General features: G+C 47.3%; 14 protein-coding genes and 1 riboswitch. Of the genes, 8 read left to right on the top strand and 6 right to left on the bottom strand.

Going from position 1 to position 14,300, the window contains the following annotated elements:
* Positions 1–44 precede the first annotated feature (44 nt).
* The 5 genes from B3M90_RS05950 to B3M90_RS05930 all read left to right on the top strand — a co-directional run bounded on the left by B3M90_RS05950 (position 45) and on the right by B3M90_RS05930 (position 4,038).
* A complete protein-coding gene (locus B3M90_RS05950) occupies positions 45–710 on the top strand; it encodes a YczE/YyaS/YitT family protein (protein WP_058265637.1) in 666 nt (221 codons plus the stop codon).
* Between the two features lie 154 nt (positions 711–864).
* Positions 865–1,320: a MarR family winged helix-turn-helix transcriptional regulator gene (locus B3M90_RS05945; RefSeq protein ID WP_214856583.1), complete on the top strand. Its 456-nt coding sequence runs from the start codon at positions 865–867 to the stop codon at positions 1,318–1,320.
* 1 nt (position 1,321) lies between these two features.
* A complete protein-coding gene (locus B3M90_RS05940) occupies positions 1,322–1,957 on the top strand; it encodes a nitroreductase family protein (protein WP_023469789.1) in 636 nt (211 codons plus the stop codon).
* A 52-nt stretch (positions 1,958–2,009) separates the two neighbouring features.
* Positions 2,010–2,645: a nitroreductase family protein gene (locus B3M90_RS05935; protein WP_023469790.1), complete on the top strand. Its 636-nt coding sequence runs from the start codon at positions 2,010–2,012 to the stop codon at positions 2,643–2,645.
* Between the two features lie 76 nt (positions 2,646–2,721).
* Positions 2,722–4,038, top strand: coding sequence for an NAD(P)/FAD-dependent oxidoreductase (locus B3M90_RS05930; RefSeq protein ID WP_290782964.1), 1,317 nt, complete (start codon positions 2,722–2,724; stop codon positions 4,036–4,038).
* 21 nt (positions 4,039–4,059) lie between these two features.
* On the opposite strand, the gene B3M90_RS05925 is transcribed toward B3M90_RS05930, so the two are convergent.
* The 5 genes from B3M90_RS05925 to B3M90_RS05905 all read right to left on the bottom strand — a co-directional run bounded on the left by B3M90_RS05925 (position 4,060) and on the right by B3M90_RS05905 (position 9,114).
* Positions 4,060–5,496 (bottom strand): DEAD/DEAH box helicase, encoded by a 1,437-nt coding sequence (locus B3M90_RS05925; protein WP_195866052.1) that lies wholly within the window; start codon positions 5,494–5,496, stop codon positions 4,060–4,062.
* A 63-nt stretch (positions 5,497–5,559) separates the two neighbouring features.
* Positions 5,560–6,633: a 23S rRNA (adenine(2503)-C(2))-methyltransferase RlmN gene (gene rlmN / locus B3M90_RS05920; protein WP_023469793.1), complete on the bottom strand. Its 1,074-nt coding sequence runs from the start codon at positions 6,631–6,633 to the stop codon at positions 5,560–5,562.
* 124 nt (positions 6,634–6,757) lie between these two features.
* Positions 6,758–7,564, bottom strand: a complete 807-nt coding sequence (locus tag B3M90_RS05915; RefSeq protein ID WP_290782963.1) for an ABC transporter permease subunit — start codon at positions 7,562–7,564, stop codon at positions 6,758–6,760.
* Positions 7,561–8,442 (bottom strand): ABC transporter ATP-binding protein, encoded by an 882-nt coding sequence (locus B3M90_RS05910; RefSeq protein WP_290780660.1) that lies wholly within the window; start codon positions 8,440–8,442, stop codon positions 7,561–7,563. Before B3M90_RS05910 ends, B3M90_RS05915 begins: the two co-directional genes overlap by 4 nt.
* A gap of 12 nt (positions 8,443–8,454) precedes the next feature.
* A complete protein-coding gene (locus tag B3M90_RS05905) occupies positions 8,455–9,114 on the bottom strand; it encodes a methyltransferase (RefSeq protein WP_290782962.1) in 660 nt (219 codons plus the stop codon).
* Positions 9,115–9,202: 88 nt separating this feature from the next.
* Between B3M90_RS05905 and B3M90_RS05900 the strand changes: the two genes are divergently transcribed.
* From B3M90_RS05900 to B3M90_RS05890, 3 genes are all read left to right on the top strand, one after another.
* Positions 9,203–9,523 carry a heme oxygenase gene (locus B3M90_RS05900; RefSeq protein ID WP_023469797.1) on the top strand — a complete coding sequence of 107 codons (321 nt, stop codon included), beginning with the start codon at positions 9,203–9,205 and terminating at the stop codon, positions 9,521–9,523.
* Between the two features lie 124 nt (positions 9,524–9,647).
* On the top strand, positions 9,648–10,385 hold the full coding sequence (locus B3M90_RS05895; RefSeq protein ID WP_290782960.1) for a hypothetical protein: 738 nt from the start codon (positions 9,648–9,650) through the stop codon (positions 10,383–10,385).
* 92 nt (positions 10,386–10,477) lie between these two features.
* A riboswitch (Lysine riboswitch) is annotated at positions 10,478–10,656 on the top strand.
* Between the two features lie 111 nt (positions 10,657–10,767).
* Positions 10,768–12,351, top strand: coding sequence for a Na+/H+ antiporter NhaC family protein (locus B3M90_RS05890; RefSeq protein WP_035395513.1), 1,584 nt, complete (start codon positions 10,768–10,770; stop codon positions 12,349–12,351).
* A 65-nt stretch (positions 12,352–12,416) separates the two neighbouring features.
* Here the strand turns inward: B3M90_RS05890 and htpG are convergent, their stop codons facing one another.
* Entirely contained in the window at positions 12,417–14,279 is a 1,863-nt protein-coding gene (htpG, locus tag B3M90_RS05885; protein WP_133208455.1) for a molecular chaperone HtpG, read from the bottom strand.
* Between the last annotated feature and the right edge of the window lie 21 nt (positions 14,280–14,300).

Genomic DNA, 14,300 nt, shown 5'->3' with positions numbered 1-14,300 from the left:
TACAGTTAACGAATCAATTATTTTTAAGAAATGAGGTGTTAGACATGACGCGTCATCGTGCTTCCTGGTTATTACGCGCTACGTTAAAGTGGGGACTCTTCCTACTCGGTTTATTTTTACTCGCTCTCGGCTCATCGATGATGATCACGGCTGAACTCGGTGTCTCGACGTGGGATGTATTACATCTTGGTCTCCAAAAGAAGACGCCGCTATCCGTCGGAACGATCATCTTGCTTGTCGGTCTATTACTCGTTTTCGTGAAGTACGCGTTAGACCGCGTCACACCGCAAATCGGAACGCTCGTCAACGCGATTTTCGTCGGTGTCTTCATGAATCTTGTTCTTGGTTCTCATCTCTTACCTTCTTTTGAGTCGATCTGGTTGAATACGCTCTGGCTGATTTTCGGTATCTTCATCATTGGGATGGGCGCTGGTCTGTATGTCGCTGTTGGATACGGGGCCGGTCCACGTGATGGGTTGACGCTGACACTTGCAGAGCGCTTCGGAACGTCAATTCGTCTGATGCGGACGATCATGGAAGTCACGGCATGCGGCATCGGTTGGTTGCTTGGAGGACCTGTTTTCTTCGGTACGATCCTCTCGATTTTCCTGATCGGACCGTTCCTGCAATTTTGGTTGTTCTATTTCCGCCGGATCATTGCAGCGATTGATGCAAAAGGACTTCCAGCGTCTGAACGCCAAATTAGCTAAGTCGCCTGACTCGATATCATTCCGCGTGAATGATATCTTTTTTTATGTCAGAAGCAGATAAGTTGCGTCATCAAAATAAACACGTTATATTCGTTTACATATCAATCTTTGATACGTCAAAGGTTTCTTCGAACGAAGGGAAGGATGTGATGGATTGAGTATTTCCTGCACCGAAAAAGGACGTTTGATCTATGCACTCGTCTCCGTCAATAAGACGATTGCTCAAAAATTCGATCTCTGTACGGATGGTTTCAGTCAGACGCGAATGGACCTACTTGCTCAACTACAAGTCGATCAAACGATCAGTCAAAAAGAATTGCAAAAACGCGTCAATGTCGATCACGCGGCGGTGACCCGTCACCTCAAACACCTGGAATCGACAGGGATGATTGCTCGCGAGCGTTCAGCCGCTGACAATCGGGTGATTCTTGTTTCCTTAACGGAACAAGGGGCGACGCGCATTGCACGATTACGCGAACAAAAAGAGGAGTTCCTCGAGAACTTACTCGAAGGATTCTCTGCTGAAGAACAACGGACGTTAGCTGAGATGATTCAACGCATCGAAGCGAACGCCGAAACATTACCTAAATTAAAAGAGGAGTCGCTTTAATATGGCAACGCAAACTCAAACAGACTTCATGGAAATCGTCAAAGGACGCCGTTCGATTCGTAACTACGATACAGACGTGAAGATCTCAAAAGAAGAAATGACACAAATTCTTGAAGAAGCAACACTCGCACCTTCTTCTGTCAACATGCAACCATGGCGTTTCCTCGTCATCGATAGCGAAGAAGGCAAAGCGACACTTGCACCACTCGCGAAATTCAACCAAGTCCAAGTCGAAACATCTTCTGCTGTCATCGCCGTCTTCGGTGACATGAACGCTGTTGATCAACTCGAGAACATCTACGATACAGCTGTCGCAAAAGGGCTCATGCCACAAGAAGTACGCGATCGCCAAGTACCAGCGATCCAAGGGATGTACAGCAGCGTATCAGCAAACGACTTGAAAGACAGCATCTTGATTGACTCGGGTCTCGTCTCGATGCAATTGATGCTCGTCGCTCGTGCACACGGTTATGATACAAACCCAATCGGTGGTTACGAGAAAGATCAAATCGCGGAAGCATTCGGTCTTGAAAAAGATCGTTATGTACCGGTCATGTTGCTATCGATCGGTAAAGCGGTGGACGCTGGATATCCATCAGTTCGCCTACCAATCAACGACATCGCAGACTGGAAATAAGTTTTTTTACACTATAAAAAAAGAAAACACACACAAGGGAGATTGAATAATTATGACTACTCAAACAACAACGGACTTCATGGAAATCGTCAAAGGACGCCGCTCGATTCGTAACTACGACACGAACGTAAAAATTTCAAAAGAAGAAATGACACAAATCCTTGAAGAAGCAACACTTGCTCCATCTTCAGTTAACATGCAACCATGGCGTTTCCTCGTCATCGATAGCGAAGAAGGTAAAGCGACACTCGCACCACTCGCAAAATTCAACCAAGTTCAAGTCGAGACATCTTCTGCTGTCATCGCTGTCTTCGGTGACATGAACGCGGTCGACAGCATCGAGACAATCTACGACATGGCTGTTGAAAAAGGTCTTATGCCACAAGAAGTACGTGATCGCCAAGTACCAGCCATCAAAGGTTTCTACCGTCCAGAAGACGTTGAAACATTACGTGATAGCATCTTGATCGACTCAGGTCTCGTTTCAATGCAATTGATGCTCGTCGCTCGTGCACACGGTTACGATACAAACCCAATCGGTGGTTACGAAAAAGACCAAATCGCAGAAGCATTCGGTCTTGAAAAAGAGCGTTACCTCCCAGTCATGTTGCTTTCAATCGGTAAAGCCGTGGACGCAGGATACCCATCGGTTCGTCTACCAATCGCTGACATCGCAGAGTGGAAATAAGCGATCTCACTCAGTCCGGATTCCTTTCATAGGAATCCGGCTTTTTTGTATACTCAAAGAAAAGGAGGCGTCAGTAATGTATGATGTGACGATTATCGGAGCCGGTGTGGCAGGAATTTTCCTCGCCCATCAGCTTGTTGAAGACGGGCAACGCGTCTTACTGCTCGATGCCGGAAAACCAATCCGTGAACGAACGACAGAAGATGCGTATCTTGGATTCGCAGGGCTTGGCAAATCAGAAGGAAAGTTCAATTATGCGACAGGATTCGGCGGGGAACTCGTCTCAAAAATCGGTGAAGAGACGACACGACGACTGTTCCAAGAAGTCGATGATCTTTTATGTACATATGGTGGAGGTACAGTTGAGACCTACTCGACGCACTCCTCTACTGTAGCGTCTCGTGCCCGTCGCGCCGGTCTACATTCGGTCGAGACGACCGTCCGTCATTTAGGCACAGTACGGACAGCTGCTGTCTTCACGGCGTTTGAGGACGCCTTATTACCACGTCTCGGTACCCGGTTCGAAACGACAATCGAGCAGATCACGAAATCAGAGCCGTTTACGATCAAAACAGCGGACGAGATCTTCGTCAGTCAACGGATCGTGTTCGCGACAGGTCGTTCTGGTGCAGACTTTACGTTGCAACAGTTAGCGACGCTTGGTGTCACCCCACAGCGGACTCGACTTGATCTCGGGGTGCGGATTGAGACGGATGAGGCACTATTTCGGACTTTGTTACAGGAGACGTTCGAGACGAAGCTCGGTTACGACTCACCTTACGGTCAAGCCGTCACCTATTGCATGAATCCACGCGGACGGATCATCCGCAAATATCAAGAAGGACTCGTCATGCCGGACGGCCAAAACGTCCACGAGACGGCAGACGGCTCGACGAATCTGAACTTTACACTATTTCTCCCGCGTTATTTTTCGACGCTAGCGAAAGCGAATGCGTATGCCGCACGCATCATTGGCGGAATCAACCAAGGTGGTGATCGCATCCTCGTTCAGCGACTCAGTGATTTCCGAGCATCGCGAGCGACGGCAAACGATCAACTGAGTCGTAACACCATTGTCCCTTCCCTAACCGCGTCCCCCGGTAATTTGCATGCAGAAGTGCCTACAGAAGACCTGCTCGTCTTAGAAGGGTTTTTAGAGCGCCTTGAGCAACTCCTTGAAGTGGAACTTCCGGGAGATACGTTGCTTTACGGATTAGATGGCAAGTTTTACGCACCGATGCTTGAGACGTCAGAGACGTTTGAGACGACATGTCCCGGTGTCTATGCGATCGGGGATTGTTCCGGTGCCACACACTCGCTTGCCCAAGCAGCTGCTAGCGGACTCCATCTTGGACATGCCTTGACGCAAAACAGCCGGTCCCTCTTCGCTTAAGCGGAGAATGACCGGCTTGTCTTATTTCTTGAATGCTTCGTACACTTTCAATTGTTTCCCTTTGACCTTCGTCGTCTTCATCGCCCGGAGGACAAGCGGACCTTTCCCGTTGAGGATATCGACATACGTCAACGTATCCTGAATCGAGATGATGCCGATGTCGTCTGCTGTGACGCCTTCAATCTTCGCAATCGTTCCAACGAAGTCGACGGCACGGAGTTTTTTCTTCTTCCCACCGTTAAAGAACAATTTCATGATGTCCGCATCAAGCTGTTCCGTTTTCGAAGAACGCGTATCTTCCGTCGCCATTTTCTCTTCGAATGCATCCGCTGTTCGCATCAAGTCCTTTTCCGTTGGTGCTTGGCGACGTGTCAGTTTCCCGTGATACTGCTCGATTTCCTTTAGGCGACGTTCGTCTGCCGGTGTGACAAGACTGATTGCTTGTCCGGCTGCTCCTGCCCGCCCCGTCCGACCGGTCCGGTGAACGTAGCTTTCTCGTTCGACAGGGAGATCATACTGGATGACGTGCGTGATGTTCTCGATATCGATGCCGCGTGCTGCGACATCTGTTGCGACAAGAATTCGGAACTTCCCGGCACGGAAGGCTTTCATCGCATCGAGTCGATCGTCTTGTTCCATTCCACCGTGAATTGCTTCAACCGGATAGTCATGGGCGCGGAGACCATTTGCGACGAAATCGACATGTTCTTTCGTCCGACAGAAGATCATGCAGCGATCCGGGTTTTCAGCGACCAGGACATCTTTTAAAATGGCGAACTTCGTCTTGTCCGTCACCGGAATATAACTATGCGTAATCGTTGAGACGACGGTCTCGCCCGCTTCGATTCGTTTTGGTGCCTCCATGTAGCGGTCACTCAACTGTTCGATATCTTCTGGGAAGGTCGCAGAGAATAACAGTGTCATTCGCTCTTTTGGTAACTCGGACAAGATGGCATCGACTTGATCGAGGAAGCCCATATTCAGCATTTCATCCGCTTCATCTAAAACGACGTAACGTACTTTCTCAAGCGATAACGTGCCCCGCTCGATATGATCGCGTACACGTCCCGGTGTTCCGACGACGACGTGTGTCTTTTGTTTGAGCTCCGTGACTTGCCCGCGGAACGGTTGCTTGCCGAAGACGGCTGTCGCTTTGATCCGCTTATAGCGTCCGATGTTCATGATATCTTCTTTGACCTGCAAGGCAAGCTCACGTGTTGGCGTCAAGACTAAGACTTGTGGTTTATTTTCTTCCCACTCGACGAGTTCACACAGTGGAATCGCAAACGATGCCGTCTTTCCGCTTCCTGTCCGTGATTTGACGATGACGTCTTTTCCGGATAATACGACGGGGATGACCGATTGTTGGACTTCGGTTGGTGTCGTATAACCGAGTTGCTCGATCGAATCGAGAATCGGTGTGCTTAAGTTAAAATCATTGAATCGTGTACGTGTCATAGAATGTCCTCATTTCTTATCGTAAAAAAAGCTTCCCACCGAAACGATGAGAAGCCCAACGAATTATTTGGATGCTACTTTATCTTTTTTGATTTGCTTACTACGTAATTGACCACATGCCGCATCGATGTCTGTTCCGTGCTCGAGACGAACACCACAGTTCAAGCCGTTCTTTTTCAACGTATCGTAGAACGTCGTGATATCTTCAGACGTACTGCGCTGATATTGACCGTGCTCATCGACTGGATTGTACGGAATCAAGTTGACATACGTCAGGTGACGTTTGTCTTCGAACAGTTTTGCTAGTTCGACTGCGTGTTCTTTTTGGTCGTTGACGCCACGAAGCAAGATGTACTCGATCGTGATTTTACGGTTCGTCGTTTGAACGTAATAATCGATCGCTGGCATCAATTTCTCAAGCGGGATCGCCCGGTTGATTTTCATGATTTGCGTACGCAATTCATTGTTTGGTGCGTGAAGCGAGATGGCTAAGTTGACTTGGAGTTTCAAGTCAGCGAACTTGTAGATCTTGTCTGCCAAACCACTTGTTGAAACCGTGATGTGACGTGCACCGATCGCAAGACCATTGTGGTCCTTGATGACGTTCAAGAAGTCAACCATGTTGTCGAAGTTATCGAACGGTTCACCGATACCCATGACGACGACGTGGCTGACACGTTCTTCGTTACCGACTGCATCGAGGTGATGTTGGACGTTCATGATTTGCTCAACGATTTCGCCTGCTGACAAGTCGCGGCTCTTCTTGATCAGACCACTTGCACAGAAGCTACAGCCGATGTTACAGCCGACCTGTGTCGTAACACAGACAGAAAGACCGTACTTATGACGCATCAGAACCGTTTCAATCAAGTTGCCATCATATAATTTGAAAAGGAACTTGATTGTTCCGTCTGCTGATTCTTGCTTGACCGCTTCTGTCATCGAGTCAATCGTAAAACTCTGATCTAACAACTCAAGGCAATCCTTGTTGACATTCGTCATTTCCGCGAAAGTCGTGACACGTTTACGGTAGAGCCAATCCCATACTTGTTTGGCACGGAATGGTTTGTGCCCTTGATTCGATAACCATTCTGTCATCTGCTCAAGCGTTAATCCATAAATGGATGGTTTATTCATTTCGAAAGACCTCATTTCTTTTTCCAGAACTACAACATTCCTTTATCTTAGTAAAAATCAGCGCGTGACGCAACGTTCAAATCCTAAATGTTCACTTTCTGTAAAGTTTTTGCGCCACTTTCGATCAAATCGACAGACTCCGACGTCCGAATTGAACGACTGCTCCAGTCAAGAACACGAGGCAGAGGACAAGTAAAAGAATGGAATGAAGAAGAAAATGATTCGTTCCTTCTAGTAATTGCGTCGTATTGAATAAGGAGAAGACGGATAGATAACGGAGCCACTCCGTCTTGTCACTTAGCTCCGACAGAATCGTCAAGACGATCGATAGAACCAGCACACTACCGGCAAGCGAAAAAGCACGACGTTCTTCGTCAAATAACGTCGCAACGAATAACGTAAAGGCGCCGATCGCCAAGAGTAACAATAGCGCATTGAGCTGAATCCGCCATAAGATGACGTTATTGATCGAAATATCTGTCATCCACCAGTCGGATACCATCAAGACAAGTCCATTCAGTCCTACGAGAACCATACTTGCGATACCCATGACGATCGCGACAGCAAACGTATACGCATTCCGGGTGATCGGGGCTGCGAGATAGACGATCAGCTCTCCGTTGTCGATCGGTCGCGCAACGAGGCGCGCTGCTAATGAGAGCAAGAATAGACTCGCAATGACTTGAAAGATCAATCCATAATAGTTCCCTCCGAGCAGATCCAGTACATTATCGAATCCCGTCACCTTATCGTATTGAAATGCTTTTAAGACTTCTGGAGGTAACGCTTCTAGTTTTGTTTCTAGTAAACCAGTCTTCATCATCGATGGATAAAGCAACGCAAGCATCAATAAGTAGAGACTCGTTCCAATCGCATAAGCAAGCATGGGCTTTCTGACCTGCTTGAATAAAGAGCGGATCAACAATATCACGACGATTCCTCCTCTCCATAATAATGCAAGAAGACCTGTTCTAAATCATCTGCTGACGGACGAATCAGCCGTACATCGTACTGGGTTAAATAAGCGATCGCCTGATTCAAGCTCAGCGTCTCATCCGTTTGAAAACTGACTTCCAGCCGCTTCGGTTCAACACCGACTTGCATCGCGAACTGTGCTGCTTCCACCTCCGTTCGGAAGACGATCGTATACGTCTTTCGACTCGATCGAACCAACTCATGAATATCCGATTCGACGATGATGCGCCCTGCTTTGATTAAAGCCGCTCGATCGCACGATTTTTCCATCTCCGGAAAGTGGTGTGAACTCATCAGAATCGCTTTTCCAGCATGCTTCTCCTGTTCGATCCACTCTAAAAAACGCTCTTGCATCAAAGGATCAAGTCCACTGGTTGGCTCATCAAGTAGATAGACCGGTGCATCTTTCATGAAGCAACCGACAAGTGCCAGTTTTTGTTTCATCCCTTTTGACATCTTGCGGATTTTCGTCTTCGTCTCAAAAGGAAATCGTTTCAACAACAGTTGTCGCCGTGCCGGATTGCTACCGTGTAGTCGTTGCATCAAATCCAGCATGTCTGCTCCCGTCATGTCTCCAGGTAAACTAATCTCCCCCGGCAAATAACCGACCAACTGCTTCACCTCTTTACTTTGCTTCCAGCAATCAAAGCCACCGATCGTCGCCCTTCCATCGTCCGCAACCATTAGTCCCATCAAATGTCGGAGTGTCGTTGATTTTCCAGATCCGTTTGGTCCGATGAAACCGAATATCGTACCCGGATCAACTGTAAAACTGACATCGAATATTCCACGCCCCGGCGCAAATTCCTTCGTCACATGCTCCAAACGGATCATCATCCGACCTCCCTATTTTTTATTTCTTTCCTCACTGTATTCATACCCGTTTTGAAGCAGTTTGTTCGGATCAAAGCGATAGATGACGAACCGCTCGTCATGATTTTTTTCATAGAGGTCTCGTAATCGAATCTCATCGATTTGCTCGAATACGGTATGGCGCTCCAGGTACTCCCGGTATTCATCGGTCGGGTAATACAAGATGAGATCAACCGAACGCGGGGAACGTTCGACCGAACTTAAAATGTGATCGATCACTTTCATGAAAATTTGTGAAGAGAATGGATTAAAGAAATAAAACTTATTCGCCTCATCCGGAATGGTATACTGCTCGGCATACGTCTGTTCGAATCGCAAACTTCCGGAACGCCGCTTCCTTCGACTTTGGTATTTCGCCATATTCCGAAGTGCGTCCTCGTAAAATTGTCCATTCATCTCGATTCCGATGACGGAACAGTCGAATCGGTCATGTAAGTAAAAGTTTAAACGCCCTTTCCCACACCCGAAATCGATGACAGTATCCTCTTTTTGAAACGGATAGGTTTCGCATAATTCGCCGAGTGCCGCATAAGGCGTCGGTTCATAGCGATTGTAGTGACTAAACACACCATAAAGGTGTTGCATCTCAATGGTCTCAATTCGTAATCGTTGATCATATTCCTGTTCATTCATCTCTTTTGTTCCTTCTTTCCGGCATTCTTTCCCTCATCGTACTATACTGAAGAAGTACGTTGCTCGTTTTTTGAAAGGGGATTTTATGATGATCGTCGTTACGAACCGGATTAAAGTCAAAAAAGGGATGGCTGCAGCTCTCGCTCCTCGTTTTACGCGTCCAAGTGGACTCGATACGATGGACGGATTCATCCGCGTCGAGGTCTTATTGACGCAAAATATCGAAGAACACGATGAAATGAACGTCAACATGTACTGGGAAGACATGAAGAGTTTTCAAGCATGGCGGGAGAGTGACGATTTTAAAGCGTCACATAGTCGACCTGCGAGTAGTGAGGCAGGAGAATCGCCAATGCTCGGCAGCGAGATTCTGACTTATGAAGTCGCTTCGGTCAAAGAACGCGCATGATGCACGAAAAGGACTCGTATCGAGTCCTTTTTTATATACCTATATACAAATAGTGAAAGGGTCGAATTGTCACAAATGGTATTATTTGTTATCATAGTGCCATTACAGAGAGAGAGGGTCCTTCATGAATTCATTAACTATATTTGAACAAGCCATTCGTAGCTTACCTGACGATCGTACGTTACGACGTGATGAATTATGGACGGACGATTTTTTATTGCAACAGGAGAACGAGCTGAACGTCTATTACTCTCCGATTGGCGAATATGTCAATACTGAAGCAAAAGTCGTCATCATCGGGATCACACCAGGTTTTGAACAGATGCGAATCGCTTTCGAAGAAGCGACGGATGCCCTCCATCATGGTGTTTCATTAGAAGAGACGGCACGCCTCGTCAAATATACAGCAAGCTTTGCTGGAACGATGCGACGTAATCTCGTCCAGATGCTTGATACACTCGAGCTTCCAGCATTACTCGGAATTGAGACGGCTACTAGCTTATTCCATCAACATCAGAAATTATTGCATCCAACGTCACTGTTAAAGCAACCCGTCTTTTATCGCGAAAAAAATTACTCGGGTCATCAACCGAAGATCAATCGTAGCCCTTTATTGAGGCACTACGCGGAAGAACACTTCGTCGCTGAGATCAATCAGTTACAAAAAACAGCGTTATTAATTCCACTCGGTCGGGTCGTCGAGACGCAAGTCCGTGGATTGATTCATGATGGACGAATCGAACAGCATCAGCTTCTTTCCGGATTCCCCCACCCATCTGGCGCGAACGGTCATCGAAAAAAACAATTCGAGGAAAACCAAGCCTATTTGATGAAACAGCTCATTCAACATTTTGCTGAATAAACAACTTTATCTTAAATTATCAGAATATATGGTTGAATCGCTTCTGAAATACATGATAAAGTGTCCATAAGAACAGAATATGACTATTCTATCGATGAGGTAGAGGCGCGATTTCAATCAGTACTTGGTCCGAGGATGACAACGAAGACGACTACAGGAAAGGTGACATCGCCGAAATGACAGTATGTGTCGAGCATATCGTCGTTGGTCGATTCGGGAAACACCCGATCGATTGCCATACATAACAATTGTATGGAGCGCTCCAATTCGGCTAAGAAAGACGCATCCAGCGAGGGTGTCGGCTTTGTTGCCGGTGCCCTTGCTTTTTTTGTGCCGCGGGGTCTCATCTTTAAGCTATTTATTAAAGAGGAGGATATTTTTCATGGTCAACTATTCAGATTCCATCATTGCCCTTGTACCTGCTTTACTAGCTATCTTATTAGCCATCTTTACCCGAAAGGTCGTTCTTTCGTTAGGTGTCGGCATTCTCGTCGGTGCCCTGTTACTCCACCGTTTTAATCCGATCGATACGGTAACCTATCTCGGCAAGAACATCTTCAGTCTCTTTTGGGCAGACGGTGCCTTGAACGAGTGGAACGTCTTATTGCTTGTCTTCTTGTTATTGCTCGGCGTCCTTTCCACGCTCATTCAGACATCAGGTGGCGCTCGTGCCTTCGGTGAATGGGCTTCTACTCACGTCAAGACAGCGCGTGGTGCACGCTTAGTTGCCTTCGGACTCGGTATCTTGATTTTCATCGATGATTACTTCAACAGTCTCGCTGTCGGCAACGTCAGTCGTCCGTTAACGGATCGCCGTGGTGTCTCACGTGCGAAGCTTGCCTATCTGATTGACTCAACAGCTGCGCCTGTTTGTGTCATCAGTCCGCTTTCGAGTTGGGGCGCATTCATCATCTCCATCATCGCCGGTATCTTAACGACGCACTCGATTACGGATTACTCAGCGTTTAGTGCTTTCATGATGATCGTTCCAATGAACTTCTATGCGATTTTCGCGTTACTTTTAACACTTTACATCGCTTACTCTGGCGTCTCTGTCGGACCGATGAAACAGCATGAACGCCGTGCCGCGAATGGTGAACTTTTTGATGCGTCAAAAGGAACACCGATGGGGATGGCAAAAGAGGTCAACGAACATACGAACGGAAAAGTCCGGGATCTCGTCGTTCCGATCGTCGTTCTCGTCATTGCTACGATCAGTGCGTTGCTCGGAACAGGTGCTCAGGCACTTGCAGCCGACAATCGCCCGTTTACTTTAATTGGAGCATTTGAGGCAACAGACGTCACACGTTCACTCGTCGCAGGTGTCGTCATCAGTTTAATCGTTGCTTTCCTGATGCTGATCGGACGGAAAATTCCGGGCCGCGATTACCGTGCAAGCATCGTTGCTGGTATGCGTTCGATGTGGCCAGCAGTCGTGATTCTGTTATTTGCTTGGACGATCATCGCTGTTATCGGTGATATGAAAACAGGCGATTATCTCGCAAGCTTCATCAGCAACTCGATTTCTGCTTCGTACTTGCCGTTCTTATTATTCTTGATTGCCGGCTTGATGGCATTCTCGACAGGAACAAGTTGGGGCACATTCGGGATCATGTTGCCAATCGGTGCGGATCTCGTCATGGCTGTCGATGCTTCACTCTTGTTACCGACGCTTGCTGCTGTTCTTGCTGGATCTGTCTTCGGTGACCATTGTTCACCGATTTCCGATACGACGATCCTCAGTTCGACAGGGGCTGGATCCCATCATATCGATCACGTTACGACACAATTACCATATGCGCTAGTCGGTGCCGTCACTGCGGCAGTCGGTTATTTAGTCATCGGTTTCACGGAGTCTTCGGTCTTCGGTTTCATCGGAGCTCTTGTCACATTCGTACTCTTTGTCGTCGTCTTGAACGTTCTCTCGAAAAAAGGCGAAACCGCTTCGGATTTACAAACGGATTGATGAAACACTTTACGTAAAAAGGCATTGGATGCGCGCATCCAATGCCTTTTTTATATCTATTCGTTTCACACCATCAATAAACACACATCATTCGCGAACGCTACTGGATCCTCGAGTGGGAGTCCTTCGACAAGCAATGCTTGTTGATACATTAGTTTTGTATAGCGCTCGAATTTTGAACGATCGTTTTGATACGCCGTTTCAAGAGACTCGAACACTGCGTGTGACGGATTCAATTCAAGAATCTTGACCGCTTCTACCCCTTCATTATTCGGCATCGCCTTCAGAATTTTCTCCATCTCGATCGAGACAGCGCCGTCCGTCGCAAAGCAGACAGGATGCGATTTTAGACGTGTTGAGGCTTTGACTTCCTTGACTTGCCCACTTAGCACTTCCTGCATGGCTTGGAACATCTCTGCTTGTGCGTCCGTCGTCTCCGCTTCCTCCGCTTCAATCCCTAAATCGCTACTCGTGACCGACTTGAACGTCTTCTCGTTGTACGTCACGAGCATCTGGATCGCGAACTCATCGATCTCTTCCGTGAAGTACAAGATATCATACCCTTTATCACGGACGAGCTCGGATTGTGGTAATTTATCCAGACGATTCGTACTCTCACCAGCGGCGTAGTAAATATGTGCCTGATCTTCCGGCATCGCTGCGACGTATTCTGCGAGTGTGATCAACTTCTTTTCCTTCGCCGAGTAGAAGAGGACCAGATCCTGCACCTGTTCTTTATGCATGCCATAATCATTATACATACCGAACTTCAGCTGGCGTCCGAACGCTTGATAGAATGTTTCGTACTTCGTGCGATCCTCGCGCAGGAGGGCTTCGAGTTGTGTCTTGATCTTACTTTGGATATTTTTCGCGATCAATTTCAATTGACGATCGTGTTGCAGTAACTCGCGCGAGATGTTGAGCGATAAGTCTTCCGAGTCAACCATCCCTTTGACGAAACTGAAGTGATCCGGCAACAAGTCGCTGCATTTTTCCATGATCAAGACACCGTTGGCATAGAGTTCAAGACCCTTTTCAAATTCCTTCGAATAATAATCGTACGGTGCCTGCTCTGGAATGAATAAGATCGATTGATAACGAACAGCGCCGTCGACACTGATATGAATGTGTTTCGCTGGTGTGTCGAAACCATAACGCTTCTCTTGGTAGAAGTTCGTATAGTCCTCGTCTGTCAATTCCCGTTTGTTCTTCCGCCAGATCGGCACCATGCTGTTGATCGTCTTGACGACTTCGACCTCTTCCGTCTCGTCACTGCCTTCGATCGGCTGACGTTCGAGTTCCTTCATCTCGATCGGATAACGAATGAAATCTGAGTATTTTTTGATGATACTGCGCAAACGATACGTCTCGAGGTATTCGTCATACGATTCTTCTTCCTCGTTCGCCTTGATGTGGAGTGTAATCTCCGTTCCGACGGTTTCCTTGTCGACTTCCTCGATCGTATAACCTTCGACACCACGCGATTCCCATTTATAAGCGACTGCACTGCCGAACGGTTTCGTAACGACAGTGACGACGTCTGCGACCATGAAGGCAGAATAGAATCCGACACCGAATTGTCCGATGATATCATGACCATCTTGTGCTTCATTCTCTGCCTTGAAGGCAAGCGATCCACTTTTTGCGATCGTACCGAGATTCTCTTCTAGTTCTTCCTTCGTCATTCCGATTCCCGTATCACGAATGATGAGTTGACGCGCTTCTTTATTTGGTTCGATCGTAATTTTGTAGTGTTCCTTTTCGAACGAAATCGTCTCGTCCGTCAATGCTTTGTAGTACATCTTATCCATGGCGTCACTTGCATTCGAGATCAATTCGCGCAGGAAAATCTCCTTATGCGTATAGATGGAATGAATCATCATCTCCAGCAATCGTTTTGATTCCGCCTTAAATTGTTTCGTTTCCATGCTCATTCTGCCTCCCCTTTT

The sequence above is a fragment of the Exiguobacterium sp. UBA6309 genome, assembly GCF_002439205.1.
Classification (GTDB): Bacteria; Bacillota; Bacilli; order Exiguobacteriales; family Exiguobacteriaceae; genus Exiguobacterium_A.
The sequence above is the reverse complement of the archived record's forward strand: the minus strand, read 5'-3'. Positions and strand labels throughout refer to the sequence as shown.

Coding starts and splice junctions, on each gene's coding strand:
- B3M90_RS05950 (WP_058265637.1), top strand. CDS start 45: ATGACGCGTCATCGTGCTTCCTGGTTATTACGCGCTACGTTAAAGTGG.
- B3M90_RS05900 (WP_023469797.1), top strand. CDS start 9,203: ATGATCGTCGTTACGAACCGGATTAAAGTCAAAAAAGGGATGGCTGCA.
- htpG (WP_133208455.1), bottom strand. CDS start 14,279: ATGGAAACGAAACAATTTAAGGCGGAATCAAAACGATTGCTGGAGATG.
- B3M90_RS05930 (WP_290782964.1), top strand. CDS start 2,722: ATGTATGATGTGACGATTATCGGAGCCGGTGTGGCAGGAATTTTCCTC.
- B3M90_RS05935 (WP_023469790.1), top strand. CDS start 2,010: ATGACTACTCAAACAACAACGGACTTCATGGAAATCGTCAAAGGACGC.
- rlmN (WP_023469793.1), bottom strand. CDS start 6,633: ATGAATAAACCATCCATTTATGGATTAACGCTTGAGCAGATGACAGAA.
- B3M90_RS05905 (WP_290782962.1), bottom strand. CDS start 9,114: ATGAATGAACAGGAATATGATCAACGATTACGAATTGAGACCATTGAG.
- B3M90_RS05910 (WP_290780660.1), bottom strand. CDS start 8,442: ATGATCCGTTTGGAGCATGTGACGAAGGAATTTGCGCCGGGGCGTGGA.
- B3M90_RS05890 (WP_035395513.1), top strand. CDS start 10,768: ATGGTCAACTATTCAGATTCCATCATTGCCCTTGTACCTGCTTTACTA.
- B3M90_RS05895 (WP_290782960.1), top strand. CDS start 9,648: ATGAATTCATTAACTATATTTGAACAAGCCATTCGTAGCTTACCTGAC.
- B3M90_RS05940 (WP_023469789.1), top strand. CDS start 1,322: ATGGCAACGCAAACTCAAACAGACTTCATGGAAATCGTCAAAGGACGC.
- B3M90_RS05925 (WP_195866052.1), bottom strand. CDS start 5,496: ATGACACGTACACGATTCAATGATTTTAACTTAAGCACACCGATTCTC.